Origin of the sequence: Enterobacter sp. Crenshaw (assembly GCF_024734705.1) — a bacterium.
GTDB classification, from domain to species: Bacteria; Pseudomonadota; Gammaproteobacteria; order Enterobacterales; family Enterobacteriaceae; genus Enterobacter; species Enterobacter asburiae_B.
This window is the reverse complement of sequence record NZ_CP102932.1, coordinates 3,206,575-3,233,056: the sequence shown is the minus strand read 5'-3', so window position 1 is coordinate 3,233,056 and position 26,482 is coordinate 3,206,575. Positions and strand designations below refer to the sequence as shown.

General features: G+C 56.0%; 23 protein-coding genes. 19 read left to right on the top strand and 4 right to left on the bottom strand.

Features of this window, described 5'->3' with window-relative positions; all coding sequences use genetic code 11:
• The first annotated feature begins 1 nt into the window (after position 1).
• Both NWV12_RS15355 and NWV12_RS15350 read left to right on the top strand, forming a co-directional pair.
• Positions 2-661, top strand: a complete 660-nt coding sequence (locus NWV12_RS15355; protein ID WP_033146080.1) for a sugar phosphatase — start codon at positions 2-4, stop codon at positions 659-661.
• Positions 662-736: 75 nt separating this feature from the next.
• Positions 737-2,569 (top strand): SLC13 family permease, encoded by a 1,833-nt coding sequence (locus tag NWV12_RS15350; protein WP_048980040.1) that lies wholly within the window; start codon positions 737-739, stop codon positions 2,567-2,569.
• An 81-nt stretch (positions 2,570-2,650) separates the two neighbouring features.
• Here the strand turns inward: NWV12_RS15350 and yfbR are convergent, their stop codons facing one another.
• Together yfbR and alaA are read right to left on the bottom strand one after the other, a co-directional pair.
• Positions 2,651-3,250: a 5'-deoxynucleotidase gene (gene yfbR, locus NWV12_RS15345; protein ID WP_023312539.1), complete on the bottom strand. Its 600-nt coding sequence runs from the start codon at positions 3,248-3,250 to the stop codon at positions 2,651-2,653.
• 94 nt (positions 3,251-3,344) lie between these two features.
• Complete coding sequence (gene alaA / locus NWV12_RS15340; RefSeq protein ID WP_008500204.1) at positions 3,345-4,559, bottom strand: alanine transaminase AlaA; 1,215 nt, start codon at positions 4,557-4,559, stop codon at positions 3,345-3,347.
• 937 nt (positions 4,560-5,496) lie between these two features.
• Between alaA and lrhA the strand changes: the two genes are divergently transcribed.
• The 14 genes from lrhA to nuoN all read left to right on the top strand — a co-directional run bounded on the left by lrhA (position 5,497) and on the right by nuoN (position 22,007).
• The gene (gene lrhA / locus NWV12_RS15335) at positions 5,497-6,435 is read left to right on the top strand and encodes a transcriptional regulator LrhA (RefSeq protein WP_029741933.1); all 939 of its coding nucleotides are present in this window, start codon (positions 5,497-5,499) and stop codon (positions 6,433-6,435) included.
• A gap of 631 nt (positions 6,436-7,066) precedes the next feature.
• Positions 7,067-7,507, top strand: a complete 441-nt coding sequence (gene nuoA, locus NWV12_RS15330) for an NADH-quinone oxidoreductase subunit NuoA (RefSeq protein WP_014171000.1) — start codon at positions 7,067-7,069, stop codon at positions 7,505-7,507.
• Positions 7,508-7,522: 15 nt separating this feature from the next.
• Positions 7,523-8,197, top strand: coding sequence for an NADH-quinone oxidoreductase subunit NuoB (gene nuoB / locus NWV12_RS15325; protein ID WP_003861482.1), 675 nt, complete (start codon positions 7,523-7,525; stop codon positions 8,195-8,197).
• Positions 8,198-8,286: 89 nt separating this feature from the next.
• Entirely contained in the window at positions 8,287-10,089 is a 1,803-nt protein-coding gene (gene nuoC / locus NWV12_RS15320) for an NADH-quinone oxidoreductase subunit C/D (protein ID WP_075204759.1), read from the top strand.
• Between the two features lie 2 nt (positions 10,090-10,091).
• Entirely contained in the window at positions 10,092-10,592 is a 501-nt protein-coding gene (gene nuoE, locus NWV12_RS15315) for an NADH-quinone oxidoreductase subunit NuoE (RefSeq protein ID WP_006176513.1), read from the top strand.
• On the top strand, positions 10,589-11,926 hold the full coding sequence (nuoF, locus tag NWV12_RS15310; protein WP_023312536.1) for an NADH-quinone oxidoreductase subunit NuoF: 1,338 nt from the start codon (positions 10,589-10,591) through the stop codon (positions 11,924-11,926). Before nuoE ends, nuoF begins: the two co-directional genes overlap by 4 nt.
• A 55-nt stretch (positions 11,927-11,981) precedes the next feature.
• A complete protein-coding gene (gene nuoG, locus NWV12_RS15305; protein WP_048980039.1) occupies positions 11,982-14,705 on the top strand; it encodes an NADH-quinone oxidoreductase subunit NuoG in 2,724 nt (907 codons plus the stop codon).
• Entirely contained in the window at positions 14,702-15,679 is a 978-nt protein-coding gene (gene nuoH, locus NWV12_RS15300) for an NADH-quinone oxidoreductase subunit NuoH (RefSeq protein WP_008500211.1), read from the top strand. Before nuoG ends, nuoH begins: the two co-directional genes overlap by 4 nt.
• 13 nt (positions 15,680-15,692) lie before the next feature.
• Positions 15,693-16,235, top strand: coding sequence for an NADH-quinone oxidoreductase subunit NuoI (gene nuoI / locus NWV12_RS15295; RefSeq protein ID WP_003861491.1), 543 nt, complete (start codon positions 15,693-15,695; stop codon positions 16,233-16,235).
• A 10-nt stretch (positions 16,236-16,245) separates the two neighbouring features.
• On the top strand, positions 16,246-16,800 hold the full coding sequence (gene nuoJ / locus NWV12_RS15290) for an NADH-quinone oxidoreductase subunit J (protein WP_023312534.1): 555 nt from the start codon (positions 16,246-16,248) through the stop codon (positions 16,798-16,800).
• Entirely contained in the window at positions 16,797-17,099 is a 303-nt protein-coding gene (nuoK, locus tag NWV12_RS15285) for an NADH-quinone oxidoreductase subunit NuoK (RefSeq protein ID WP_003861496.1), read from the top strand. Before nuoJ ends, nuoK begins: the two co-directional genes overlap by 4 nt.
• Positions 17,096-18,937: an NADH-quinone oxidoreductase subunit L gene (gene nuoL, locus NWV12_RS15280; RefSeq protein WP_014884634.1), complete on the top strand. Its 1,842-nt coding sequence runs from the start codon at positions 17,096-17,098 to the stop codon at positions 18,935-18,937. The genes nuoK and nuoL overlap by 4 nt, the downstream gene beginning before the upstream one ends.
• Before the next feature lie 76 nt (positions 18,938-19,013).
• Complete coding sequence (gene nuoM, locus NWV12_RS15275; protein WP_023312532.1) at positions 19,014-20,543, top strand: NADH-quinone oxidoreductase subunit M; 1,530 nt, start codon at positions 19,014-19,016, stop codon at positions 20,541-20,543.
• Between the two features lie 6 nt (positions 20,544-20,549).
• Entirely contained in the window at positions 20,550-22,007 is a 1,458-nt protein-coding gene (nuoN, locus tag NWV12_RS15270; RefSeq protein WP_029740937.1) for an NADH-quinone oxidoreductase subunit NuoN, read from the top strand.
• 198 nt (positions 22,008-22,205) lie between these two features.
• Here nuoN and NWV12_RS15265 read toward each other — a convergent pair whose 3' ends face one another.
• Positions 22,206-23,210 (bottom strand): chemotaxis protein, encoded by a 1,005-nt coding sequence (locus NWV12_RS15265; RefSeq protein WP_033146077.1) that lies wholly within the window; start codon positions 23,208-23,210, stop codon positions 22,206-22,208.
• A 64-nt stretch (positions 23,211-23,274) separates the two neighbouring features.
• Positions 23,275-24,192: a ribonuclease BN gene (gene rbn / locus NWV12_RS15260; protein WP_048980038.1), complete on the bottom strand. Its 918-nt coding sequence runs from the start codon at positions 24,190-24,192 to the stop codon at positions 23,275-23,277.
• A gap of 71 nt (positions 24,193-24,263) precedes the next feature.
• On the opposite strand from rbn, the gene NWV12_RS15255 reads away from it, so the two are divergent.
• From NWV12_RS15255 to menF, 3 genes are all read left to right on the top strand, one after another.
• Positions 24,264-24,725: a GNAT family N-acetyltransferase gene (locus tag NWV12_RS15255; protein ID WP_033146075.1), complete on the top strand. Its 462-nt coding sequence runs from the start codon at positions 24,264-24,266 to the stop codon at positions 24,723-24,725.
• Positions 24,726-24,778: 53 nt separating this feature from the next.
• The gene (gene elaB, locus NWV12_RS15250) at positions 24,779-25,084 is read left to right on the top strand and encodes a stress response protein ElaB (RefSeq protein ID WP_008500219.1); all 306 of its coding nucleotides are present in this window, start codon (positions 24,779-24,781) and stop codon (positions 25,082-25,084) included.
• A gap of 86 nt (positions 25,085-25,170) precedes the next feature.
• Complete coding sequence (gene menF / locus NWV12_RS15245; RefSeq protein WP_048980037.1) at positions 25,171-26,466, top strand: isochorismate synthase MenF; 1,296 nt, start codon at positions 25,171-25,173, stop codon at positions 26,464-26,466.
• Positions 26,467-26,482 lie beyond the last annotated feature (16 nt).

The window sequence follows — 26,482 nt, the reverse complement described above, 5'->3', positions numbered from 1 at the left end:
TGTGCAGTGTAGAGGTTTTCTGTTTGATCTGGACGGTACGCTGGTGGATTCGCTGCCGGTTGTGGAGCGTTCCTGGTGCCATTGGGCTGACAGACATGGCATCGACCATCAGGACGTGCTGAATTTTATCCATGGCAAACAGGCCATCACCTCGCTACGGCACTTCCTGGCCGGACGCTCTGAGGACGAAATTCAGGCGGAGTTCAAATACCTGGAACATATTGAAGCCACGGATACGGACGGCATCACAGCCTTACCGGGCGCGCGCGAGCTGCTTGAGCATCTGAACGAGGCGCAGATCCCATGGGCTATCGTTACCTCAGGCTCCATTCCCGTCGCCCACGCCCGTCACAAGGCGGCAGGTCTGCCGACGCCAGAAGTGTTTATCACGGCGGAGCGCGTAAAGCGCGGTAAACCGGAGCCCGACGCGTTTTTACTGGGCGCTGAACTGCTGGGCCTCGCCCCTGAAGAGTGCGTGGTGGTGGAAGACGCGGCCGCTGGCGTACTGGCCGGGCTGAACGCCGGAAGCCACGTTATCGCCGTTAACGTTCCGGCGGGATCCTCCCGGCTGGAGGAGGCAGACTTTGTGCTGGATTCCCTGACGGCGCTGGCTGTTTCGAAAGCCTCTGACGGGGTTGTAACCGTCTCGCTAAAAATGTAATCACATGATATAGCCCCACATTGCTGGGGCTTTTTTATGGCACAATTTCTCATCTCCCACTGACAAGGACATGTTGTGAACGGTGAACTGATTTGGGTCCTGAGCCTGCTTTTAATCGCCATCCTTCTTTTTGCAACGGGCAAGGTACGCATGGACGCCGTCGCCTTGTTTGTCATCGTCGCGTTTGTGCTGAGTGGAACGCTCACGCTACCGGAAGCGTTTTCCGGGTTTAGCGATCCCAACGTTATCCTGATTGCCGCCCTGTTTATTATTGGTGATGGGCTGGTGCGTACCGGCGTGGCGACCATCATGGGGTCGTGGCTGGTGAAGGTGGCGGGCAGCAGCGAAACCAAAATGCTGATCTACCTGATGGTGACCGTCGCCGGGCTGGGGGCGTTTATGAGCTCAACGGGCGTGGTCGCCATCTTTATCCCGGTGGTGCTGAGCGTCTCCATGCGGATGCAGATCTCGCCGTCGCGCCTGATGATGCCCCTGAGTTTTGCCGGTTTGATCAGCGGAATGATGACGCTGGTAGCAACGCCGCCGAACCTGGTCGTCAACAGCGAGCTGATCCGGGAAGGATTCCAGGGCTTCAGTTTTTTCAGCGTCACCCCGCTTGGGCTGGTCATTCTGGTGTTGGGCGTGGTCTACATGCTGCTGACCCGGTTTGCCCTGAAAGGTGAAAAACAGGACAAAAATAAAGAAGGATGGAAGCGACGCACCTTCCGCGATCTGATTAAAGAGTACCGTCTCACCGGGCGCGCGCGCCGTCTGGCTATTCGTCCCGGCTCGCCGATGGTGGGACAGCGTCTTGACGACCTGAAGCTGCGTGAGCGCTATGGCGCGAACGTGATTGGCGTAGAGCGCTGGCGTCGTTTTCGTCGGGTGATCGTCAACGTCAACGGGGTGTCGGAGTTCCGCGCGCGGGACGTCCTGCTGATTGATATGTCCACTGCGGACGTGGATCTGCGCGAGTTTTGCAGCGAACAGCTGCTGGAACCGATGGTGCTGCGCGGGGAGTATTTCTCCGATCAGGCGCTGGATGTCGGCATGGCCGAAGTATCGCTGATCCCGGAATCGGAACTGCTGGGCAAAACCGTGCGGGAAATGGGATTCCGAACCCGTTATGGCCTGAATGTCGTGGGGCTGAAGCGCGATGGCGTGGCGATGGAAGGGGCGGTGGTGGATGAGCCGATCCTGCTGGGCGATATCTTCCTGGTTGTCGGTAACTGGAAGCTGATAAGCCAGCTCGGGCAAAAAGGGCGCGATTTTGTGGTGCTCAACATGCCTGTCGAGGAGAGCGACGCCTCCCCGGCGCACAGCCAGGCGCCCCACGCGATTTTTTGTCTGGTGCTGATGGTGGCGCTGATGCTGACCGATGAAATCCCCAATCCGGTCGCGGCAATCATCGCCTGCCTGTTGATGGGCAAATTCCGCTGCATTGACGCCGAAAGCGCGTATAAAGCTATTCACTGGCCGAGCATTATCCTCATTGTCGGGATGATGCCTTTTGCCCTGGCGCTGCAAAAAACCGGCGGGGTGGATCTGATCGTTAGAGGCTTAATGGACGTTGGCGGCGGGTATGGGCCGTACATGATGCTGGTCTGTCTGTTCATTATGTGCGCCACCATCGGTCTGTTTATCTCCAATACCGCGACGGCGGTACTGATGGCGCCGATTGCGCTGGCGATGGCCAAATCTATGGGCGTGTCGCCGTATCCCTTTGCGATGATGGTCGCAATGGCGGCCTCCGCGGCATTTATGACGCCGGTCTCTTCACCGGTGAATACGCTGGTGCTGGGGCCCGGGAATTATAAGTTCAGTGATTTCGTGAAGCTGGGCGTGCCGTTCACCGTGCTGGTGATGGTGGTGTGCGTGGTATTGATACCGGTCCTGTTCCCGTTCTGATAATTTTGCCGGGCGGCGGCTGCGCCTTACCCGGCCTACTACCCGAAGGCCCTGCAAGCGCAGCGCCGCTGGGCAAACAGATTACAACGGTGAATCCTGGCTGATCTCATCCAGAGACAGATGGAAGCTCGGCACAAATACCTGCATAAAATAGTCCATCTCTTCGCTGCGGCGAGATTCCAGCGTTTTTTCCAGACGCGTTTTCGCCAGTAAAAATTCGTTATTCCCCGCAGACAGCTCTTCCAGACACTTCAGATAGGCGCAGAGCGCGTCGGCCTGCTTGACCAGCGACTTTTCATCTTCCGTGTACTGATGCTCATCGATGAGCGGCTCAAAAATGTCGCGCAACTCATCCGGCACCATGTCAATCAGCTTCTGCTGGGCAATTTTCTCGATGGCCTTATATTCCTGCGCAATTTGCGAGTTGAAATATTTCACCGGTGTGGGCAGGTCGCCGGTCAGCACTTCTGACGCATCGTGGTACATCGCCAGCAGGGCGATGCGCTCTGGATTGACCTGACCGTTGAATTTGCGGTTTTTAATGGCGGCCAGCGCGTGAGCGACCATCGCAACCTGCAGACTGTGCTCTGAGACATTTTCCGTGCGGACATTACGCATCAGCGGCCAGCGGTTGATGAGTTTCAGGCGGGAGAGGTGGGCGAAGAAATGACTCTGACTCATAGGTTACCTTTTGTCTTCACTGCGACAGGCGTTCATTGTGCGGGGAGGGGAGGGAAGATGCAAATCAGGCTACCGAAGTAGCCTGATTTTAAGATTACTGATGGTATCCGGAGAGGAAGCGCCCGAAGCGGCTGATGGCCATTTCGAGATCATCTTCGCGCGGCAGCGTCACGATACGCACGTGATCCGGCCACGGCCAGTTAAACGCCGTCCCCTGAACCAGCAGCACTTTTTCCTGAAGCAGGAAATCCAGCACCATTTTCTGATCGTCATGAATATTGAAGCGCTTCGCGTCAATTTTCGGGAACATATACAGCGCGCCATTCGGCTTCACGCAGGAGACGCCCGGAATATCATTGATCAGCTCCCACGCGCGGTTGCGCTGTTCATACAGGCGACCACCGGGAACGATGAACTCGCTAATGCTCTGATAGCCGCCGAGCGCCGTCTGGATCGCGTGCTGCGCCGGAACGTTGGCACATAAACGCATCGAGGCCAGCATCTCCAGCCCTTCGATATAGCCTTTGGCGTGCTTTTTCGGACCGTTTAATACCATCCAGCCCTGACGGAAACCGGCCACGCGGTAGGTTTTAGACAGGCCGTTAAAGGTGACGGTCAGCAGATCCGGTGCCAGCGCGGCGATTGAGTGGTGCTGTGCCGCGTCGTACAGGATCTTGTCGTAAATTTCGTCGGCAAAGATGATCAGGTTGTGCTGGCGGGCGAGCTCGACGATCTCCATCAGCAGCTCTTTTGAGTACACTGCACCCGTCGGGTTGTTCGGGTTAATGATCACGATGCCGCGCGTGCGGGGCGTGATTTTTGCGCGAATATCATCGAGGTCCGGGAACCAGTCGGAGGACTCGTCGCACAGATAGTGCACGGCTTTCCCGCTCGACAGTGATACGGCAGCCGTCCACAGCGGATAGTCCGGCGCGGGCACCAGCATTTCGTCCCCGCTGTTCAGCAGCGCCTGCATCGCCTGCACGATCAGTTCGGAAACGCCGTTGCCGATATAGATATCTTCAACGGTAACATCACGCATACCGCGCGCCTGGTAGTGCTGCATGATGGCTTTACGTGCGGAGTAAAGTCCTTTTGAATCGCAATAGCCTTGTGCAGTTGGAAGGTTGCGGATCACATCAACCAGAATTTCATCCGGCGCTTCAAAACCAAATGGCGCAGGGTTACCAATGTTGAGTTTCAGAACCTTGTTGCCTTCCTCTTCAAGGCGTTTTGCCTCTTTCAGAACCGGGCCGCGGATGTCATAACAGACGTTATCTAGCTTGCTGGATTTTTCGATAGGGGACATGAACCTTTAACCTTTTCGCTATTATTGCCGCTCCCTGCCGTGGAAGTCAGCACGGAATAATGTACTCCCCCCTCGCTTCGTTTTGAAGGGTGTGCAGTAGAAGATTTTGTGCCGGGAGCAAAATTTTGATAAATCTTTTTCGCTGTGCGTTAGCTTTTTTACTGTCTTAAAGTTGTGCGCATGGCACGATGATAGGTTAAATGTGCTATTCATTTGTCAGAATTCTGTATATTGTGCTGGTAAAAATAAGTGGTGAACCTGACAACGGTAGCAATCACCCTGCGTGACTTTTCGTAAAACCTGAATGCTTGATACATGTTCCTGTAAAAGCATAATGTGGCTAAAAGTTACTCATGTGAAATTAATGTTAAGTGCCATTAATGAATGGTCTTAATCTAAATTAAAATTTATTTATTATTAACCTATAAAATGCAACTTTAGTTAATTTTAATAAAATTAGTTTAGAAGCTTAACATTCTTCTTTAATCCTCAATATTGCAATAAGACTTATAAATAAAGTGGATTTGGGTTAAGATGTCTCTCAGGAAAGCAGAGGACAGATGCAAAAATTTTGTATATCTGGCACTGACTTTTCGAATTAATTGATTGTTATTGTTTGAGTTATCTCTGGCCGGAATGTGTCGCACATCTCCTGCTACGTTGACAGCGCTGCGATAAAGATGGCAGAAAAGGTGTTATACCTTTAATGTAATTTACATAAACCTGCGAACATCTAAATATCCTGAACGTTTAAGAGAATAAAAATAACGTCATGAAACGTGCTTTCTGACTGTTGATATAAAGCAGCACAATAACTATCTGTCAGGCAGTCTGCCGGGCCGGGATGCGAGGGAAAACCTTCAGAGGGAATTGCTTAACTGTTACACACAGCTTCAACCCGGGCAGCTCCGCACGAGCAACCTGAAAGTGAATAGATATGATAAATGCAAATCGTCCGATAATGAATCTCGACCTCGATCTGCTGAGAACGTTTGTTGCGGTCGCCGATCTCAACACTTTTGCAGCAGCTGCTGCCGCCGTTTGCCGAACTCAGTCCGCCGTTAGCCAGCAAATGCAGCGGCTGGAGCAACTGGTTGGTAAAGAGCTTTTTGCACGTCACGGGCGTAATAAGCTCTTAACGGAACACGGTATTCAGCTACTGGGTTATGCCAGGAAAATTCTTCGCTTTAATGATGAAGCATGTATGTCATTAATGTTTAGCAACCTTCAAGGGGTGTTAACGTTAGGCGCATCTGATGAGTCAGCGGATACTATATTGCCGTTTCTTCTCAACCGTATTAGTTCGGTTTATCCGAAGCTTGCGCTGGACGTTAGCGTAAAACGTAATGCCTTTATGGTTGAGATGTTAAATGAGCATAAAGTCGACCTTGTGGTGACGACGCATCGTCCCGGGCAGTTTGATTGCCTGACGCTGCGCACATCACCTACGCACTGGTATTGCGCAGCCGAGTACGTGCTGCAAAAAGGGGAGCCGGTTCCGCTGGTCTTGCTGGATGACCCGAGCCCGTTCCGCGATATGGTGCTCACGGCGCTGAATGAGGCCAACATTCCGTGGCGTCTGGCGTATGTGGCTTCCACGCTGCCAGCGGTTCGTGCCGCCGTGAAGGCCGGTCTGGGCGTAACGGCCCGTCCGGTAGAGATGATGAGCCCCGATCTGCGCGTCCTGGGAAAATCCGACGGTCTTCCTGCGCTGCCGGATACGGAGTATCTGCTCTGCCACAATTCGTCCAGCCATAATGAGTTGGCCAAAGTGGTGTTCGAGGCGATGGAAAACTACCATAACCCGTGGCAGTTCGAGCGCGTTACCTCCGAAGGGGGGGATGACTCCCTGATCGTTGAAGGGGATTTTGAGTGATCGATAGCTCAATCTTCTGGTAACAAAATGTAAGTGTAAAAAACAGCCACTCGTGTGATTTTCACATGCAGTGGCTTTTTTTACGCAATAATACCCGCTTATGGCGCAAGGGTTTTCAGGATACTCTCTTATTTATCAATAAGCTGAATACTTTTGCTTAAAACTTGTCCGTTTTCTGTTCTAACTTCGCCCATATCCCTCTCATGTTAAAAAAACAGGAAATATGTTGCCGTTTTCCATGTTGAATTAACAAAAGCGTGTCGCAGATCAAGAAAATACTCCTATTTGGGGGGAGGAATCGTTGGCAAATCCTGTCAAAATAGGAGGGTTATTTTTTTTACTTCCGAAACGGACACGATTCAACAACATACATTTGACGGAAAGTCATGCACCCACCAGGGTTAAAGGGCACCAAATGTTAATGAGAATCGCTCGATGTAATTTAATGTGAAGAAACCTTTGTTAAAGTTGACAATAGGTTATAGAAAGGAGTAAAAAACCCCATCATTTTGCTGTCTACGTCTCATTTCTGACAGTTAGTGTAAGGTTATTTGTTCCTCCCCATGAATCGATGTGATGCCCATCTGCCATTAAGAGCAGTGTCGTTGGTATCACTTTTGATGAGTAAGCAATGAGTATGTCAACATCCACAGAAGTCATCGCTCATCACTGGGCATTCGCAATCTTTCTTATTGTAGCCATTGGCCTGTGCTGCCTGATGTTAGTCGGCGGCTGGTTCCTGGGCGGTCGCGCCCGTGCAAGGCACAAAAACACACCTTTCGAATCAGGTATTGATTCAGTAGGTTCCGCTCGCTTACGCCTGTCTGCCAAGTTCTATCTGGTAGCCATGTTCTTCGTCATCTTCGACGTGGAAGCGCTTTACCTTTTCGCATGGTCAACGTCCATCCGCGAAAGTGGTTGGGTGGGCTTTGTCGAGGCCGCAATTTTCATTTTAGTGCTACTGGCCGGTCTGGTTTATCTGGTGCGTATTGGCGCGCTTGACTGGACGCCTGCGCGTTCACGTCGTGAACACATCAACCCGGAAAACAGTATCTCTAATCGTCAGCAGTAACAGCGAGGCAATAAGATGGATTATACGCTCACCCGCATAGATCCTAACGGTGAGAATGACCGTTACCCCCTGCAAAAACAGGAGATCGTAACCGACCCCCTGGAGCAAGAAGTCAATAAAAGCGTGTACATGGGCAAGCTCGAACATGCCATGCACGATATGGTCAACTGGGGTCGTAAGAACTCCATCTGGCCTTACAACTTTGGTCTTTCTTGCTGCTACGTTGAAATGGTGACGTCATTCACTGCGGTGCATGACGTTGCGCGTTTTGGGGCCGAGGTACTCCGTGCTTCCCCGCGTCAGGCTGACCTGATGGTGGTTGCCGGAACGTGCTTTACCAAGATGGCACCTGTTATTCAGCGTCTGTATGACCAGATGCTGGAGCCAAAATGGGTTATCTCCATGGGCGCATGTGCAAACTCTGGCGGTATGTACGACATTTATTCCGTCGTGCAGGGCGTAGATAAATTTATCCCAGTGGATGTGTACATCCCGGGTTGTCCGCCACGTCCGGAAGCCTACATGCAGGCGCTGATGCTGCTGCAGGAATCTATTGGTAAAGAACGTCGCCCACTGTCGTGGGTTGTTGGCGATCAGGGTGTGTATCGCGCGAACATGCAGTCTGAGCGCGAGCGTAAACGTGGTGAACGTATTGCCGTCACCAATCTGCGTACGCCTGACGAAATTTAATTTGCGCCTGTAGGCCTGGAGAACACCTTCGCATATCACTACTCAAATAGCGCGAAGCCAGGCTCAACAGTCACCACGGACCATTTGCAATGGTGAACAATATGACCGACTTAACCGCGCAAGAAGCCGCCTGGCAGACCCGGGATCATCTGGATGACCCAGTCATTGGCGAACTGCGCAACCGTTTTGGGCCGGATGCCTTTACTGTTCAGGCTACCCGCACCGGGGTACCCGTTGTTTGGGTGAAGCGTGAGCAATTGCTGGAAGTTGTCGATTTCCTTAAGAAATTGCCAAAACCGTACGTCATGCTGTTTGACTTACACGGCATGGATGAACGTCTGCGTACCCACCGCCAGGGTCTCCCTGCTGCGGATTTTTCCGTTTTCTACCACCTGATCTCAATAGACCGTAATACGGATATCATGCTCAAGGTGGCATTGTCTGAAAACGACATGCATCTGCCGACGATCACCAAACTTTTCCCGAACGCGAACTGGTATGAGCGTGAAACCTGGGAAATGTTCGGCATGACCTTCGACGGCCACCCGCATCTGACGCGCATCATGATGCCGCAGACCTGGACCGGCCACCCGCTGCGTAAAGACTACCCTGCGCGTGCAACCGAATTCGATCCGTTTGAGCTGACCAAAGCCAAGCAGGATCTGGAGATGGAAGCGCTGACCTTCAAGCCGGAAGACTGGGGCATGAAGCGCGGTACCGACAACGAGGACTTCATGTTCCTCAACCTCGGTCCAAACCACCCGTCTGCGCACGGTGCATTCCGTATTATCCTTCAGCTTGATGGCGAAGAGATTGTCGACTGCGTTCCGGACATCGGCTACCACCACCGTGGCGCTGAAAAGATGGGCGAGCGTCAGTCCTGGCACAGCTACATTCCGTATACCGACCGTATCGAGTACCTCGGCGGCTGCGTCAACGAAATGCCATACGTGCTGGCCGTTGAGAAACTGGCGGGTATCGTTACGCCGGATCGCGTTAACGTGATTCGCGTTATGCTGTCAGAACTGTTCCGTATCAACAGCCACCTGCTGTACATCTCCACGTTCATTCAGGACGTCGGCGCGATGACCCCGGTCTTCTTCGCCTTTACCGACCGTCAGAAAATCTACGATCTGGTGGAAGCGATTACCGGTTTCCGTATGCACCCGGCATGGTTCCGTATCGGCGGCGTGGCACACGATCTGCCGCACGGCTGGGACCGTCTGCTGCGTGAATTCCTCGACTGGATGCCAAAACGTCTGGCGTCATACGAGAAAGCCGCGCTGCGTAACACCATCCTGAAAGGCCGTTCCCAGGGCGTTGCTGCCTACGGCGCGAAAGAAGCGCTGGAGTGGGGTACGACAGGTGCAGGCCTGCGTGCGACCGGTATTGATTTCGACGTGCGTAAAGCCCGTCCTTACTCTGGCTACGAGAACTTCGACTTTGAAGTCCCGGTGGGCGGCGGTGTTTCCGACTGCTACACCCGCGTGATGCTGAAAGTGGAAGAGCTGCGCCAGAGTCTGCGCATCCTTGAGCAGTGCCTCAACAACATGCCGGAAGGCCCGTTCAAGGCGGATCACCCGCTGACGACGCCGCCACCGAAAGAGCGCACGCTGCAGCATATCGAAACCCTGATCACCCACTTCCTGCAGGTTTCCTGGGGTCCGGTCATGCCGGCGCAAGAATCCTTCCAGATGATTGAAGCGACCAAGGGTATTAACAGTTACTACCTGACCAGTGACGGCAGCACCATGAGCTACCGTACCCGCGTGCGTACGCCGAGCTTTGCGCACCTGCAGCAGATCCCGTCCGCCATCCGCGGCAGTCTGGTCTCCGACCTGATTGTGTATCTGGGTAGTATCGATTTTGTTATGTCAGATGTGGACCGCTAATTATGCACGAGAATCAACAACCACAAACCGAGGCTTTTGAGCTGAGTGAAGCAGAACGTGCCGCGATTGAGCACGAGATGCACCACTACGAAGACCCGCGTGCGGCGTCCATTGAAGCGCTGAAAATCGTACAGAAACAGCGTGGTTGGGTGCCGGATGGGGCGATCTATGAGATTGCGAAAGTGCTGGGTATTCCGGCAAGTGACGTAGAAGGCGTAGCCACGTTCTACAGCCAGATCTTCCGTCAGCCGGTTGGCCGCCATGTGATCCGCTACTGTGACAGCGTTGTCTGCCACATCACCGGTTATCAGGGCATTCAGGCTGCGATTGAGAAAAAGCTCAATATCAAGCCGGGCCAGACCACGTTCGATGGACGCTTTACCCTGCTGCCAACCTGCTGCCTGGGTAACTGCGACAAGGGGCCGACCATGATGATTGATGAGGACACTCACAGCCATCTGACGCCGGAAGCGATTCCTGACCTGCTGGAGCAGTACAAATGAAAACTGTAATTCGTACTGCTGAGACGCATCCGCTGACCTGGCGTCTGCGCGATGACAAACAGCCGGTATGGCTCGACGAATACCAGAGCAAAAACGGCTATGCCGGCGCGCGTAAAGCCCTCGGCGGCATGGCGCCGGATGACATCGTTAATGCAGTGAAAGACTCCGGCCTGAAAGGGCGCGGCGGTGCGGGCTTCTCCACCGGTCTGAAGTGGAGCCTGATGCCGAAAGACGAATCCATGAACATCCGTTACCTGCTGTGTAACGCCGATGAAATGGAGCCGGGCACCTATAAAGACCGCCTGTTGATGGAACAGCTGCCGCACCTGCTGGTGGAAGGCATGCTGATCTCCGCGTTTGCGCTGAAAGCCTACCGTGGCTACATCTTCCTGCGCGGTGAGTACATCGAAGCAGCGGAAAACCTGCGTCGCGCGATTGCCGAAGCCACCGAAGCGGGCCTGCTGGGTAAAAACATCCTGGGCACCGGGTTTGACTTTGAGCTGTTCGTGCACACCGGTGCAGGGCGTTATATCTGCGGTGAAGAAACCGCGCTGATTAACTCCCTGGAAGGCCGCCGCGCGAACCCGCGTTCCAAGCCACCGTTCCCGGCAAGTTCCGGCGTATGGGGTAAACCGACCTGCGTAAACAACGTTGAAACCCTGTGTAACGTTCCGGCTATCCTCGCCAACGGCGTGGAGTGGTATCAGGGCATCTCCTCAAGTAAAGATGCCGGTACCAAGCTGATGGGCTTCTCTGGTCGCGTTAAAAATCCTGGCGTCTGGGAACTGCCGTTCGGTACCACCGCACGTGAAATTCTTGAAGACTACGCTGGCGGCATGCGCGATGGCCTGAAATTCAAAGCCTGGCAGCCGGGTGGGGCAGGGACAGACTTCCTGACCGAAGCCCACCTTGACCTGCCAATGGAATTCGAAAGCATTGGTAAAGCAGGCAGCCGTCTGGGGACGGCGCTGGCGATGGCCGTCGACCACGAGATCGGCATGGTCTCGCTGGTGCGTAACCTGGAAGAGTTCTTCGCCCGCGAGTCCTGCGGCTGGTGTACACCATGCCGTGATGGCCTGCCGTGGAGCGTGAAGATCCTGCGTGCAATCGAACGTGGCGAAGGCCAGCCTGGGGATATCGAGACGCTTGAGCAGCTGTGTCGATTCTTAGGCCCGGGTAAAACCTTCTGTGCCCACGCACCGGGTGCCGTCGAACCTCTGCAGAGCGCGATCAAATATTTCCGCGACGAGTTCGAAGCAGGCATCAAGCAGCCGTTCAGCAATACCCATGCCATCAATGGGATTCAGCCGAACCTGCTTAAAGCGCGCTGGTAACGACAAGAATTTTGATTAACGCTCGGTTTCGACCGAGCCAACTGGAAGCATGCTAATGGCTACGATTCATGTAGACGGCAAAGAATACGAAGTCAACGGGGCGGACAACCTGCTGGAAGCTTGTCTGTCTCTTGGCCTCGATATTCCGTACTTTTGCTGGCATCCGGCGCTGGGCAGCGTCGGTGCTTGCCGCCAGTGTGCGGTGAAGCAATATCAAAACGCGGAAGACACGCGTGGTCGCCTGGTGATGTCCTGTATGACGCCAGCCACCGAAGGCACTTTTATTTCGATTGATGACGAAGAAGCGAAACAGTTCCGCGAAAGCGTTGTGGAATGGTTGATGACCAACCACCCGCACGACTGTCCGGTCTGTGAAGAGGGCGGTAACTGCCACCTTCAGGATATGACCGTGATGACCGGCCACAGCTTCCGTCGCTATCGCTTTACCAAGCGTACCCACCGTAATCAGGACCTGGGGCCGTTCATCTCTCACGAAATGAACCGCTGCATCGCCTGCTACCGCTGCGTGCGTTACTACAAAGATTACGCAGACGGTCAGGATCTGGGCGTGTATGGCGCGCACGATAACGTCTACTTCGGTCGTCCGGAAGACGGCGTGCTGGAAAGCGAATTCTCCGGTAACCTGGTAGAAATCTGCCCGACAGGCGTATTCACCGATAAAACCCACTCCGAGCGTTACAACCGTAAATGGGACATGCAGTTTGCGCCAAGCATCTGCCAGCAGTGTTCCCTCGGCTGTAACACCAGCCCGGGTGAGCGTTACGGCGAGCTGCGTCGTATCGAAAACCGTTACAACGGTACCGTTAACCACTACTTCCTCTGCGACCGTGGTCGTTTCGGCTATGGCTATGTGAACCTGAAAGACCGTCCGCGTCAGCCGGTTCAGCGCCGTGGCGACGACTTCATTACCCTGAACGCTGAGCAGGCGATGCAGGGCGCGGCAGATATTCTGCGCCAGTCGAAGAAAGTGATCGGTATCGGCTCCCCGCGTGCCAGCATCGAAAGCAACTTTGCGCTGCGCGAGCTGGTTGGAGCGGAAAACTTCTATACCGGTATCGCTCAGGGCGAGCAGGAACGTCTGCAGCTGGTACTGAAAGTGCTGCGTGAAGGCGGTATTCATACCCCTGCGCTGCGCGAAATCGAATCTTATGATGCGGTCCTGGTGCTGGGTGAAGACCTGACGCAGACGGGCGCACGCGCGGCTCTGGCGGTTCGTCAGGCGGTGAAGGGGAAAGCACGTGAAATGGCAGCGGCGCAGAAAGTGGCTGACTGGCAGATTGCGGCGATCCTGAACATCGGCCAGCGCGCGAAGCATCCTCTGTTTGTGACCAACGTCGACAACACCCGTCTGGACGATATCGCGGCGTGGACCTACTGCGCGCCGGTTGAAGATCAGGCGCGCCTCGGCTTTGCCATTGCCCACGCGCTGGACAGCAGCTCGCCGGCCGTTGAACTGGATCGTGACCTGCAGAACAAGGTTGACGTGATTGTTCAGGCCCTGGCAGGTGCGAAGAAACCGCTGATTATTTCCGGTACCAACGCCGGCAGCGCGGAGATCATTCAGGCGGCAGCCAACGTTGCCAAAGCCCTGAAAGGCCGCGGTGCGGACGTCGGCGTGACCATGATTGCCCGTGCGGTGAACAGCATTGGTCTGGGCATGATCGGCGGCGGCTCGCTGGAAGAAGCGTTAAGCGAACTGGAGTCCGGTGCCGCTGACGCCGTTGTGGTGCTGGAAAACGACCTGCATCGCCACGCCTCTGCCGCTCGCGTTGACGCCGCGCTCTCCAAAGCGCCGCTGGTGATGGTCATTGACCATCAGCGCACCGCGATCATGGACAAAGCGCACCTGGTGCTCTCTGCGGCAAGCTTCGCAGAAAGCGACGGTACCGTTATCAACAACGAAGGTCGCGCCCAGCGTTTCTTCCAGGTTTATGACCCGGCGTACTACGACAGCAACACCGTGATGCTGGAAAGCTGGCGCTGGCTGCACTCCCTGCACAGCACCGTGCAGAGCCGTGAAGTGGACTGGACGCAGCTCGACCACGTTATCGACGCGGTAGTGGAAAAACTGCCTCAGCTGGCAGGCATTAAAGATGCCGCACCTGAAGCAAGCTTCCGCATTCGCGGCCAGAAACTGGCGCGTGAACCGCACCGTTACAGCGGCCGTACCGCGATGCGCGCCAATATCAGCGTGCACGAACCGCGCCAGCCGCAGGATAAAGACACCATGTTCGCCTTCTCTATGGAAGGGAACAACCAGCCGTCTGCGCCGCGTTCGCAAATCCCATTCGCATGGGCGCCAGGCTGGAACTCCCCGCAGGCATGGAACAAGTTCCAGGCTGAAGTGGGTGGCTCCCTGCGTCACGGCGATCCGGGCGTGCGTCTGATTGAAGCCTCCGAAACCGGTCTGGACTTCTTCACCTCCGTACCGGCGAGCTTCCAGGCGCAGGATGGCAGCTGGCGTATCGCGCCGTACTACCATCTGTTCGGTAGCGACGAGCTGTCTCAGCGTTCGCCTGTCTTCCAGACCCGTATGCCGCAGCCTTACATCAAGCTCAACCCGGCGGATGCCGCGAAGCTTGGCGTAAACGCGGGCGCGAACATCGCTTTTAGCTATGACGGCCAGACAATCAGCCTGCCGCTGATTATCTCCGAAGGTCTGACAGCAGGGCAGGTGGGTCTGCCGATGGGTATGCCTGGCATCGCGCCGGTTCTGGCGGGTGCGCGTCTTGATAATCTGCAGGAGGCAAAAGCATGAGTTGGTTAACGCCGGATCTTATCGACATCCTGCTGAGCATTCTGAAAGCGATTGTTATCCTGCTGGTGGTGGTCACCTGCGGCGCGTTCATGAGCTTTGGTGAACGTCGTCTGCTCGGTCTGTTCCAGAACCGTTACGGACCGAACCGCGTGGGTTGGGGGGGGTCACTCCAGCTGGTCGCGGACATGATCAAGATGTTCTTTAAAGAGGACTGGATCCCGCGCTTCTCGGACCGCGTGATCTTTACTCTGGCACCGATGATCGCCTTCACCTCGCTGCTGCTGGCGTTTGCTATCGTTCCGGTCAGCCCGACCTGGGTAGTCGCTGACCTGAACATCGGCATTCTGTTCTTCCTGATGATGGCAGGCCTCGCGGTGTACGCGGTGCTGTTCGCAGGCTGGTCCAGTAACAACAAATACTCGCTGCTGGGTGCGATGCGTGCTTCCGCGCAGACGCTGAGCTACGAAGTGTTCCTGGGGCTCTCCCTGATGGGCGTGGTGGCGCAGGCCGGTTCATTCAACATGACCGACATCGTCAATAACCAGGCCGACATCTGGAACGTTATCCCGCAGTTCTTTGGGTTTATTACCTTTGCTATCGCGGGCGTGGCAGTGTGTCACCGTCACCCGTTTGACCAGCCAGAAGCCGAACAGGAACTGGCCGACGGTTACCACATCGAATATTCCGGTATGAAATTCGGTCTGTTCTTCGTGGGCGAGTACATCGGTATCGTCACCATTTCCGCGTTGATGGTAACGCTGTTCTTCGGTGGCTGGCATGGCCCGTTCTTACCGCCGTTCATCTGGTTCGCGCTGAAAACCGCGTTCTTCATGATGATGTTCATTTTGATTCGCGCAGCGTTACCGCGTCCGCGTTATGACCAGGTAATGTCCTTCGGCTGGAAAGTGTGCCTGCCGCTGACGCTCGTCAACTTGTTGGTAACGGCGGCTGTCATTCTCTGGCAGCAGCCATAAGGGGCTATAGACCATGACCTTAAAAGAATTACTGGTAGGCTTTGGTACCCAGGTACGCAGTATCTGGATGATCGGCCTGCACGCGTTTGCCAAACGCGAAACCCGGATGTACCCGGAAGAGCCGGTATATCTGCCGCCGCGCTACCGTGGCCGTATCGTGCTGACGCGCGACCCGGACGGTTCCGAGCGCTGCGTTGCCTGTAACCTGTGTGCGGTAGCGTGTCCGGTAGGCTGTATCTCTCTGCAGAAAGCAGAGACGGTAGACGGCCGCTGGTACCCTGAGTTCTTCCGCATCAACTTCTCACGCTGCATCTTCTGCGGTCTGTGTGAAGAAGCGTGCCCAACCACGGCGATTCAGCTGACTCCAGACTTCGAGCTGGGTGAGTACAAGCGTCAGGACCTGGTGTACGAGAAAGAGGATCTGCTGATTTCCGGTCCGGGCAAATACCCGGAATATAACTTCTACCGGATGGCGGGTATGGCAATCGACGGCAAAGATAAGGGCGAAGCAGAGAACGAAGCTAAGCCTATCGACGTCAAGAGCCTGTTACCGTAAGGAGAGGGCAATGGAATTCGCTTTTTATATCTGTGGCCTTATCGCCATCCTGGCTACGCTGCGAGTAATTACGCACACCAATCCGGTGCATGCGCTGCTGTACTTAATCATCTCGCTGCTGGCCATTTCCGGGGTGTTCTTCGCACTGGGCGCGCATTTCGCCGGTGCGCTGGAAATCATCGTCTACGCCGGGGCCATCATGGTGCTGTTCGTGTTCGTGGTGATGATGCTGAACCTGGGCGGCTCTGAGATTGAGCAGGAACGTCAGTGGTTAAAACCGCAGGTGTGGATTGGTCCGGCAATTTTGTCGGCCATCATGCTGGCGGTGATTGTTTACGCCATTCTGGGCGTCAACGATCAGGGCATCGACGGCACGCCGATTGGCGCTAAAGAGGTCGGTATCACGCTCTTTGGCCCATACGTTCTGGCGGTTGAACTGGCCTCAATGCTGCTGCTGGCAGGTCTGGTTGTTGCTTTCCACGTTGGCCGCGAAGAGCGTGCTGGCGAGGTGCTGAGCAACCGCACTGACGACCGCGCGAAAAGAAAAACGGAGGAGCGCGCATGATCCCCTTAACACATGGACTGATCCTCGCTGCGATTTTATTCGTTCTGGGTCTAACCGGTCTGGTTATCCGCCGCAATCTGCTGTTTATGCTGATCGGTCTGGAAATCATGATTAACGCCTCCGCGCTGGCCTTCGTGGTCGCCGGAAGCTACTGGGGCCAGACCGATGGTCAGGTGATGTACATTCTCGCCATCAGCCTCGCGGCTGCCGAAGCGAGTATTGGCCTGGCGCTGTTGCTGCAGCTCCATCGTCGCCGCCAGAACCTGAACATCGATTCAGTAAGTGAGTTGCGTGGATGAACATGCTTGCCTTAACCATTATTTTTCCGCTGATTGGCTTCGTGCTGCTGGCGTTTTCTCGCGGCCGCTGGTCTGAGAATCTGTCTGCGACCGTGGGCATTGGCTCCATCGGTCTGGCTGCGCTGGTGACGGCGTATGCGGGTATCGACTTCTTTAACAACGGGCGTCAGCCTTTCAGCGTGCCGCTGTGGACCTGGATGTCGGTCGGTGATTTCAACATCGGCTTCAACCTGGTGCTGGACGGCCTCTCGCTGACCATGCTCTCCGTGGTCACCGGCGTGGGCTTCCTGATCCACATGTTCGCCTCCTGGTATATGCGCGGTGAAGAGGGTTACTCCCGCTTCTTCGCCTACACCAACCTGTTTATCGCCAGCATGGTTGTTCTGGTGCTGGCCGATAACTTGCTGCTGATGTATCTGGGCTGGGAAGGCGTAGGTCTGTGTTCTTACCTGCTGATCGGTTTCTACTACACCGATCCGAAGAATGGCGCAGCGGCCATGAAAGCGTTCGTCGTGACCCGCGTGGGTGACGTCTTCCTCGCTTTCGCGCTGTTCATTCTTTACAACGAACTAGGCACGCTGAACTTCCGCGAAATGGTGGAACTGGCGCCGGCGCACTTCGCTGCAGGCAACAACATGCTGTGGTGGGCTACGCTGATGCTGCTGGGTGGTGCCGTGGGTAAATCCGCGCAGCTGCCGTTGCAGACCTGGCTGGCCGACGCGATGGCGGGTCCAACCCCTGTCTCCGCGCTGATCCACGCCGCAACCATGGTAACCGCCGGTGTCTACCTGATTGCGCGTACCCATGGCCTGTTCCTGATGACCCCGGAAATTCTGCATCTGGTGGGTATCGTCGGTGCGGTCACGCTGGTGCTGGCAGGCTTTGCCGCGCTGGTGCAGACCGACATCAAGCGTGTTCTCGCGTATTCCACCATGAGCCAGATTGGTTACATGTTCCTGGCGCTGGGCGTTCAGGCGTGGGACGCAGCCATTTTCCACCTGATGACGCACGCGTTCTTTAAAGCGCTGCTGTTCCTCTCATCCGGTTCCGTGATCCTGGCCTGCCATCACGAGCAGAATATCTTCAAGATGGGCGGACTGCGTAAGTCCATTCCGCTGGTTTATGTCTGCTTCCTGGTGGGAGGCGCGGCGCTGGCGGCACTGCCGCTGATCACCGCGGGCTTCTTCAGTAAGGACGAAATCCTTGCGGGTGCCATGGCGAATGGTCATATCAATCTGATGGTTGCGGGTCTGGTCGGTGCGTTCATGACCTCCCTGTATACCTTCCGTATGATTTTCATCGTATTCCACGGTAAAGAACAAATTCACGCTCACGCAGGGAAGGGGATCACCCACCACCTGCCGCTGATTGTGCTGCTGGTACTGTCCACCTTCGTTGGCGCGATGATTGTGCCACCGCTGCAGGGCGTACTGCCAGACACCACCGAGCTTGAGCACGGTCGCGTTCTGACGCTTGAAATCACCTCCGGTGTGGTCGCTATCGCGGGCATCCTGATTGCAGCATGGCTGTGGCTGGGCAAACGTACGCTGGTGACTGCCGTTGCCAACAGTGCGCCGGGCCGTCTGCTGGGCACCTGGTGGTACAACGCGTGGGGCTTCGACTGGCTGTACGACATGATCTTCGTTAAGCCGTTCCTGGGCATTGCGTGGCTGCTGAAGCGCGATCCACTGAACAGCCTGATGAATATCCCGGCGATCCTTTCCCGCTTTGCAGGTAAAGGCCTGCTGTACAGCGAGAACGGTTACCTGCGCTGGTATGTGGCGTCCATGAGCATCGGTGCGGTTGTCGTGCTGGCGCTGCTGATGGTGTTGCGTTGATCGTTAAGTGAATTTTATTCGAATTCGTTGAAAATCAGGCCCCTGCTGGGGGCCTTAAAAAGGAATGTAAATCGCCATGTTACTACCCTGGCTAATATTAATTCCCTTCATCGGCGGCTTCCTGTGCTGGCAGACTGAACGCTTTGGCGTGAAGATGCCGCGCTGGATCGCGCTGATCACCATGGGATTGACGCTCGCGCTTGGCCTGCAACTGTGGTTGCAGGGCGGTTACTCACTGACCCAGTCTGCGGGCATTCCGCAGTGGCAGTCTGAGTTCATCCTGCCGTGGATCCCGCGTTTCGGCATTACGATCCACCTGGCGATTGACGGTCTGTCGCTGCTGATGGTGGTGCTGACCGGTCTGCTCGGCGTTCTGGCGGTACTTTGCTCCTGGCGAGAAATCGAAAAATACCAGGGCTTCTTCCACCTGAACCTGATGTGGATCCTGGGCGGCGTGATCGGCGTGTTCCTTGCCATCGACATGTTCCTGTTCTTCTTCTTCTGGGAGATGATGCTGGTGCCGATGTACTTCCTGATCGCGCTATGGGGCCACAAGGCGTCCGACGGTAAAACGCGTATCACGGCGGCAACCAAGTTCTTCATCTATACCCAGGCGAGTGGTCTGGTGATGTTGATTGCCATTCTGGCGCTGGTGTTTGTTCACCACAACGCGACCGGTACCTGGACCTTCAACTACGAAGATCTGCTGAAAACGCCAATGTCCCACGGCGTTGAATACCTGCTGATGCTGGGCTTCTTCATCGCGTTCGCGGTGAAAATGCCGGTCGTTCCGCTGCACGGCTGGCTGCCAGACGCGCACTCTCAGGCACCAACGGCGGGTTCCGTTGACCTGGCGGGCATCTTGCTAAAAACGGCGGCCTACGGTCTGCTGCGTTTCGCACTGCCGCTGTTCCCGAATGCCTCCGCAGAGTTCGCACCGATTGCCATGTGGCTGGGTGTGATCGGTATCTTCTACGGTGCCTGGATGGCCTTCACGCAGTACGACATCAAGCGTCTGATTGCCTACACCTCCGTTTCCCACATGGGCTTCGTGCTGATTGCTATCTACACCGGCAGCCAGCTGGCGTACCAGGGCGCGGTGATCCAGATGATTGCGCACGGTCTGTCCGCAGCCGGCCTCTTCATCCTGTGCGGTCAGCTGTACGAACGTCTTCATACCCGCGACATGCGTATGATGGGCGGTTTGTGGAGCAAAATTAAGTGGCTGCCAGCGCTGTCCATGTTCTTCGCGGTGGCTACCCTGGGGATGCCGGGTACCGGTAACTTCGTCGGCGAATTTATGATTCTGTTCGGCAGCTTCAAAGTGGTACCGGTGATTACCGTGATCTCCACCTTTGGTCTGGTGTTCGCTTCCGTGTACTCGCTGGCGATGCTGCATCGCGCTTACTTCGGTAAAGCGAAGAGCGAAATTGCTGCACAAGAACTGCCGGGGATGTCGCTGCGTGAGCTGTTCATCATCCTGCTGCTGGTCGTACTGCTGGTGCTGCTGGGCTTCTTCCCGCAGCCGATTCTGGATACCTCGCATAGCGCGATGGGCAACATCCAGCAGTGGTTTGTTAATTCTGCTTCTACTACAAGGCCGTAATTCGCCATGACAATAACTCCACAACAACTGATCGCGCTGCTACCGCTGCTGATCGTCGGATTGACGGTGGTGGTTGTGATGCTCTCCATTGCGTGGCGACGCAATCACTTCCTGAATGCCACGCTGTCGGTCATCGGCCTGAACGCCGCTTTAGTCTCTCTCTGGTTTGTTGGCCAGGGCGGGGCGATGGACGTCACCCCGCTGATGCGCGTTGACGGTTACGCCATGCTGTATACCGGTCTGGTGCTGCTGGCGAGCCTGGCAACCTGTACCTTTGCGTACCCGTGGCTCGAAGGCTACAACGACAACAAAGAAGAGTTTTACCTGCTGGTTCTGATTGCCGCGCTGGGCGGCATTCTGCTGGCGAATGCGAATCACCTGGCCGCGCTGTTCCTCGGTATTGAGCTGATCTCTCTGCCGCTGTTCGGCCTGATTGGTTACGCCTTCCGTCAGAAGCGTTCCCTGGAAGCAAGCATCAAGTACACCATTCTGTCTGCTGCTGCGTCCTCGTTCCTGCTGTTTGGTATTGCGCTGCTGTACGCACAGTCCGGTAACCTCTCTTTCATGGCGCTCGGCAAGAGCCTCGGTGACGGCATGCTGCATGAGCCGCTGCTGCTGGCGGGTCTGGGCATGATGATCGTTGGCCTCGGCTTCAAACTCTCTCTGGTGCCGTTCCACCTGTGGACGCCAGACGTATACCAGGGTGCCCCGGCTCCGGTGTCGACCTTCCTGGCGACGGCGAGCAAGATCGCTATCTTCGGTGTGGTCATGCGTCTGTTCCTGTACGCGCCGGTTGGTGACAGCGAAGCGGTTCGCGTGGTGCTGGGCATTATCGCGTTCGTCTCCATCATCTTCGGTAACCTGATGGCGCTGAGCCAGACCAACATCAAGCGTCTGCTGGGCTACTCGTCTATCTCTCATCTGGGCTACCTGATGGTGGCGCTGATTGCGCTGCAGAGCGGCGAGATGTCGATGGAAGCCGTGGGCGTGTATCTGGCCGGTTACCTGTTCAGCAGTCTCGGCGCCTTCGGCGTGGTGAGCCTGATGTCCAGCCCGTACCGTGGCCCGGATGCCGATTCACTGTTCTCCTACCGAGGTCTGTTCTGGCACCGTCCGATCCTGTCCGCGGTAATGACCGTGATGATGCTCTCTCTGGCAGGTATCCCGATGACGCTTGGCTTTATCGGTAAGTTCTACGTGCTGGCCGTCGGTGTGCAGGCGCACCTGTGGTGGCTGACCGCGGGCGTGGTTATCGGCTCCGCGATTGGTCTCTACTACTACCTGCGTGTTGCCGTGAGTCTGTACCTGAGCGCGCCTCAGCAGCTCAATCGTGATGCCCCAACCAACTGGCAGTACAGCGCCGGTGGTATCGTCGTGCTTATCTCCGCACTGCTGGTGCTGATCTTCGGTATCTATCCGCAGCCGCTGATTGATATCGTGCAGCGCGCGATGCCGCTGATGTAAGGTGAAAGCAAAAAGGCAACGAAAGTTGCCTTTTTTAATGTTTGCGCCCTCTCCCGGTGGGAGAGGGACGGGGTGAGGGCACCAGCCCGCACGTAACGAAAAAACCCGCCTCGGCGGGTTTTTTTATGGTTTGCCCAGCGGCGCTACGCTTGCAGGGCCTACGGGTTTTGTAGGTCGGGTAAGCGTAGCGCCACCCGACTAAGCCAGCTGCTTCCGGCTAATCAACGGCCCGTCAATCTTCTTCATCGAGCGGTCCAGCACTTCCTCAATCACCGACGACAGCTCGTTCAGCTCAAACTTCGCGACGTACCCGTCCGCCTTCACCTTGCGAATATGGTCTTCGTTGGCGTTGCCGGAAAGGGAAGAGTGGATCACGACCGGAATGTCCTTCAATATCGGGTCGGTTTTGATTTTGCGCGTCAGCGTAAAACCGTCCATCTCCGGCATTTCGAGGTCGGTCAGCACCAGAGCGATCTTATCGGTGATGGGAACCCCTTCAGCCTGGGCCTGCGCCGCCAGCACGCCGATTTTTTCCCACGCGTCTTTGCCGGTGATATGCAGCTGTGCCGGGATCTCCATTGCCTGCAGACCTTTCTCCAGCATCGAGCGCGCCACCTTGGAGTCTTCCGCGACGATGGCGACAGCGCCCGGCTTGATATGGAATTTGGTGGTCTTCAGGTTCGTGGCGTGCAGATCGTGATTGGCCGGGGTGATGTCATACAGGATCTGCTCAACGTCCAGCACCATCGCCAGATCGTTGGTATCGGTCTTCTCGTCAAGACACGCAATGCTGGTGATGTAGCGACCGCTGACGGCGGTTTCCGCCGCATGCACCTGCTTCCAGTCCAGACGCATGATGTTCTCAACCGATTCCACGGCAAACGCCTGCACGCTGCGCGCATATTCGGTGATCAGCAGGATGTTCAGCCCGGTGGTGGGCTTACAGCCCGCGACGGCGGCCAGGTCAATCACCGGGATCACCTGATCGCGAATATTCACCATTCCCATCAGCGGTGACTTCATCCCGGCGGGTTTCGTGAACTCCGGCATCGGCACAATTTCACGCAGCTTAAAGACGTTAATGCCAAACAGCTCGGATTTATTTTCGTTCAGAGAGGTGCCAAGACGGAACAGCAACAGTTCAAAACGGTTCGACAGGGTCAGATTCGCCCTGTCATCAATATCTTTCTGGAAATTATCCATTCTACCCTCGAGAGAAATGCTGACCTTTTAATCGTTATCGGCATCCTGAGGGAAAAATGAAGGACTAAACGCTAACCTGAGCGAAATCTTCGGCCAGCTCACATTCCGGGAACAGCGCGCGGCACTCTGCCAGCAGGCTTGCGCATCCCCGCGCGTCGTAGCGCGAGCTGACATGGGTGACGATGAGCCGCCCTACGCCCGCGTCACGGGCAAGCTGTGCCGCCTGACGCGTGGAGCTATGGCCCCGGCTGTTGGCTTTCTCTTCCATCGCCGTTTCAAGCGTCGCTTCATGCACCATGACGTCCACGCCCTGAGCCAGCGTGAGCGCCGCCGGGCACGGGGCCGTATCGCCAAAAATCGCCAGTTTTTTGCCCGGCTGCGGTGCGGCGAGATAATCCTGGCCGTTGATGACGCGTCCGTCCTCCAGCGTGACGGTCTCTCCGTGCTTCAGACGCTGGAACAGCGGCCCGGGTTTTACGCCGTCGGCCATCAGCGCGGCGGCATCCAGCGCGCCGGGTTTGTCATGCGCCTCAATGCGGTAGCCATAGCACTCGACAGGATGATTGAGCGGTTGAGCGGTAACCCGATAATCCCCGTCGTCGAATACCAGGCCTTCGGCAATCTCAACGACCTCCAGCGGATAATCTGTCCATGACCCGCTCAGGCGCAGCGTAGTTTCGACAAATTCACGAATACCCGCTGGCCCGTAAATCGTCAGCGGGTTGGCGTTACCGGCCATCGAGCGGCTGCACAGCAGGCCGGGAAGGCCAAACAGGTGGTCGCCATGCAGATGGGTGATAAAAATTTTATCCAGCTTGCCGGGGTGGTAAGCGGTGTGTAACAGCTGATGCTGCGTCCCTTCACCGCAGTCAAACAGCCACAGCCCGCCGCGGGTGGGATGCTTAAGATCCAGCAGGATCGCCGTCACGTTTCGTGAGCGGGTTGGCACGCCAGCGGACGTACCCAGAAAAATCAGTTCCATAACGCAATCAGCCCTTTGCCGAACGGGGAGGGGTTTAGTATAACGTGATGAACCCCAGGAAGGAGACTGACATGATCCAGTGGCAAGATTTACATCATAGCGACCTCACCGTTCATTCACTTTACGCCCTGCTGAAGCTGCGCTGTGAAGTGTTTGTTGTGGAACAGACCTGCCCGTATCAGGACATCGATGGTGATGACCTTGTCGGTGAGAACCGCCATATCCTCGGCTGGCGGGATAACGAGCTGGTGGCGTATGCGAGGATTCTGAAAAGCGAAGACGATTTTGAGCCCGTCGTCATTGGCCGCGTCATCATTAGCGGCAAAGCGCGAGGGGAAAAACTGGGCTATCAGCTGATGGAAAAAACGCTGGAGGCGTGCCGGAAACAGTGGCCGGACAAGGCGTTATACCTCGGCGCGCAGGCGCATCTTCAATCCTTTTACGGCCATTTTGGCTTTGCGCCAGTGACGGAGGTATACGATGAAGATGGCATTCCGCACGTCGGCATGGCGCGAGAAGTGAAACAGGCGTAATGGCATCTCGTTGGCTATAGTTAGCGGACTGGTGTACTAACATGGAGAAAAATATGTCATTTCAATCCTGGGATACCCGTATCGACGACGACCTGGCCTTGCTGAGCGAAACGCTGGAAGAGGTGCTACGTTCCTCGGGCGACCCTGCCGATCAGAAATATATTGAGCTAAAAGCCCGTGCCGAGCAGGCGCTGCATGAAGTGAAAAACCGCGTCAGCCATGCGTCAGATACTTACTACTACCGTGCCAAAAAAGCGGTGTATCGTGCCGATGACTACGTGCATGAAAAACCGTGGCAGGGTATTGGGGTGGGTGCTGCCGTGGGCCTGGTGCTGGGGCTGCTGTTAGCCCGTCGTTAAGCCGCTTAACCACTCCCTATACGTGGGTACTGCTATTTATGGTCAGTACCCCGTATAATACGAGGTTTTAACAGGGAGAGGTTCGCGTGAATTCGATTTTCCTCGCGCTGGAGCAACTGCGTACCCAGCTATCGCAAGCGTTACCCGCAGCACCCGGCATACGTCATTTCGACGTCTCTTTCCCGTTAAACGACGCCTTCGATCCCCTCGCCTGGCTGGGCGAGCAGCAGTGTTATCCGCAGTTTTACTGGCAGCAGCGTAACGGCGATGAAGAGCTGGCCGCGCTGGGGGCGGTCAACCAATTTTCCTCTCTGGCATTAGCCTCGCAGTTTTTGCGCGAGCAAAATGCGGCGCAAGATACTCGCGTCTGCGGCCTGAACGCCTTTAACCCCGAACAGGGGAGCCTCTTTTTACCGCGACTGCTCTGGCGACGTACCGCCGGCAACGCCACGCTGCGCCTGCAGCTCTGGAGCGACCGCTCGCTTGTGGAGGATGCCCGCGTCGCGCAGGATTTTTTACAGCGGCTTCGTCCTGCCAAATCTATCCGTCCGCTCTCCGTGCAGGTTGAGCACGAAACCCATCAGCCGCAGCAGGCCGAATGGCTGAAACTTATCCGCAGGGCGACGGAGACCATCGCGCGCGGTGAGTTTGAAAAAGTGGTGCTCGCCAGGGCAACCGATCTGCAGTTCACGCAGCGTGTTAACCCTGTCGCGCTGATGGCCGCCAGCCGCGCCCTGAATTTACATTGCTATCATTTCTGCATGGTATTCGACGCCAGCAACGCGTTTCTCGGCTCTACGCCCGAGCGTCTCTGGCGGCGGCGCGGCAAGCTGCTGCGCACGGAAGCGCTCGCTGGCACCGTCGCCAGCCATACCGATGATAGCCAGGCGCAGCGTCTCGGCGAGTGGCTGCTGAACGATGATAAAAACCAGCGCGAAAATATGCTGGTGGTGGAAGATATCTGCCAGCGTCTTCAGCACTCTACGCAGACGCTTGAGGTACTGCCCCCCCAGGTGGTACGCCTGCGTAAGGTGCAGCATTTGCGCCGCTGTATCTGGACCGAGCTCAAACAGGCCGACGACGAGCAGTGTCTGCTCATGTTGCAGCCGACCGCGGCCGTTGCCGGATTACCCCGACAGCCCGCGCGTGAGTTTATCCAGAAGGTTGAACCCTTTAACCGCGAGTGGTATGCCGGTTCGGCCGGGTACTTATCCCCCGAACAGAGTGAGTTCTGCGTGGCACTGCGCTCCGCGCGCGTTCAGGAGGACTCCCTGCGGCTCTACGCCGGTGCCGGTATTGTCAGCGGGTCTGACCCGGAGCAGGAGTGGCAGGAGATTGAAAATAAAGCCGCCGGATTGCGCTCTCTGCTCCTAAGGGATTAATACAGATTCGCGCAAT

Coding starts and splice junctions, on each gene's coding strand:
- yfbR (WP_023312539.1), bottom strand. CDS start 3,250: ATGAGTCAGAGTCATTTCTTCGCCCACCTCTCCCGCCTGAAACTCATC.
- alaA (WP_008500204.1), bottom strand. CDS start 4,559: ATGTCCCCTATCGAAAAATCCAGCAAGCTAGATAACGTCTGTTATGAC.
- lrhA (WP_029741933.1), top strand. CDS start 5,497: ATGATAAATGCAAATCGTCCGATAATGAATCTCGACCTCGATCTGCTG.
- nuoA (WP_014171000.1), top strand. CDS start 7,067: ATGAGTATGTCAACATCCACAGAAGTCATCGCTCATCACTGGGCATTC.
- nuoB (WP_003861482.1), top strand. CDS start 7,523: ATGGATTATACGCTCACCCGCATAGATCCTAACGGTGAGAATGACCGT.
- nuoC (WP_075204759.1), top strand. CDS start 8,287: ATGGTGAACAATATGACCGACTTAACCGCGCAAGAAGCCGCCTGGCAG.
- nuoE (WP_006176513.1), top strand. CDS start 10,092: ATGCACGAGAATCAACAACCACAAACCGAGGCTTTTGAGCTGAGTGAA.
- nuoF (WP_023312536.1), top strand. CDS start 10,589: ATGAAAACTGTAATTCGTACTGCTGAGACGCATCCGCTGACCTGGCGT.
- nuoG (WP_048980039.1), top strand. CDS start 11,982: ATGGCTACGATTCATGTAGACGGCAAAGAATACGAAGTCAACGGGGCG.
- nuoH (WP_008500211.1), top strand. CDS start 14,702: ATGAGTTGGTTAACGCCGGATCTTATCGACATCCTGCTGAGCATTCTG.
- nuoI (WP_003861491.1), top strand. CDS start 15,693: ATGACCTTAAAAGAATTACTGGTAGGCTTTGGTACCCAGGTACGCAGT.
- nuoJ (WP_023312534.1), top strand. CDS start 16,246: ATGGAATTCGCTTTTTATATCTGTGGCCTTATCGCCATCCTGGCTACG.
- nuoK (WP_003861496.1), top strand. CDS start 16,797: ATGATCCCCTTAACACATGGACTGATCCTCGCTGCGATTTTATTCGTT.
- nuoL (WP_014884634.1), top strand. CDS start 17,096: ATGAACATGCTTGCCTTAACCATTATTTTTCCGCTGATTGGCTTCGTG.
- nuoM (WP_023312532.1), top strand. CDS start 19,014: ATGTTACTACCCTGGCTAATATTAATTCCCTTCATCGGCGGCTTCCTG.
- nuoN (WP_029740937.1), top strand. CDS start 20,550: ATGACAATAACTCCACAACAACTGATCGCGCTGCTACCGCTGCTGATC.
- NWV12_RS15265 (WP_033146077.1), bottom strand. CDS start 23,210: ATGGATAATTTCCAGAAAGATATTGATGACAGGGCGAATCTGACCCTG.
- rbn (WP_048980038.1), bottom strand. CDS start 24,192: ATGGAACTGATTTTTCTGGGTACGTCCGCTGGCGTGCCAACCCGCTCA.
- NWV12_RS15255 (WP_033146075.1), top strand. CDS start 24,264: ATGATCCAGTGGCAAGATTTACATCATAGCGACCTCACCGTTCATTCA.
- elaB (WP_008500219.1), top strand. CDS start 24,779: ATGTCATTTCAATCCTGGGATACCCGTATCGACGACGACCTGGCCTTG.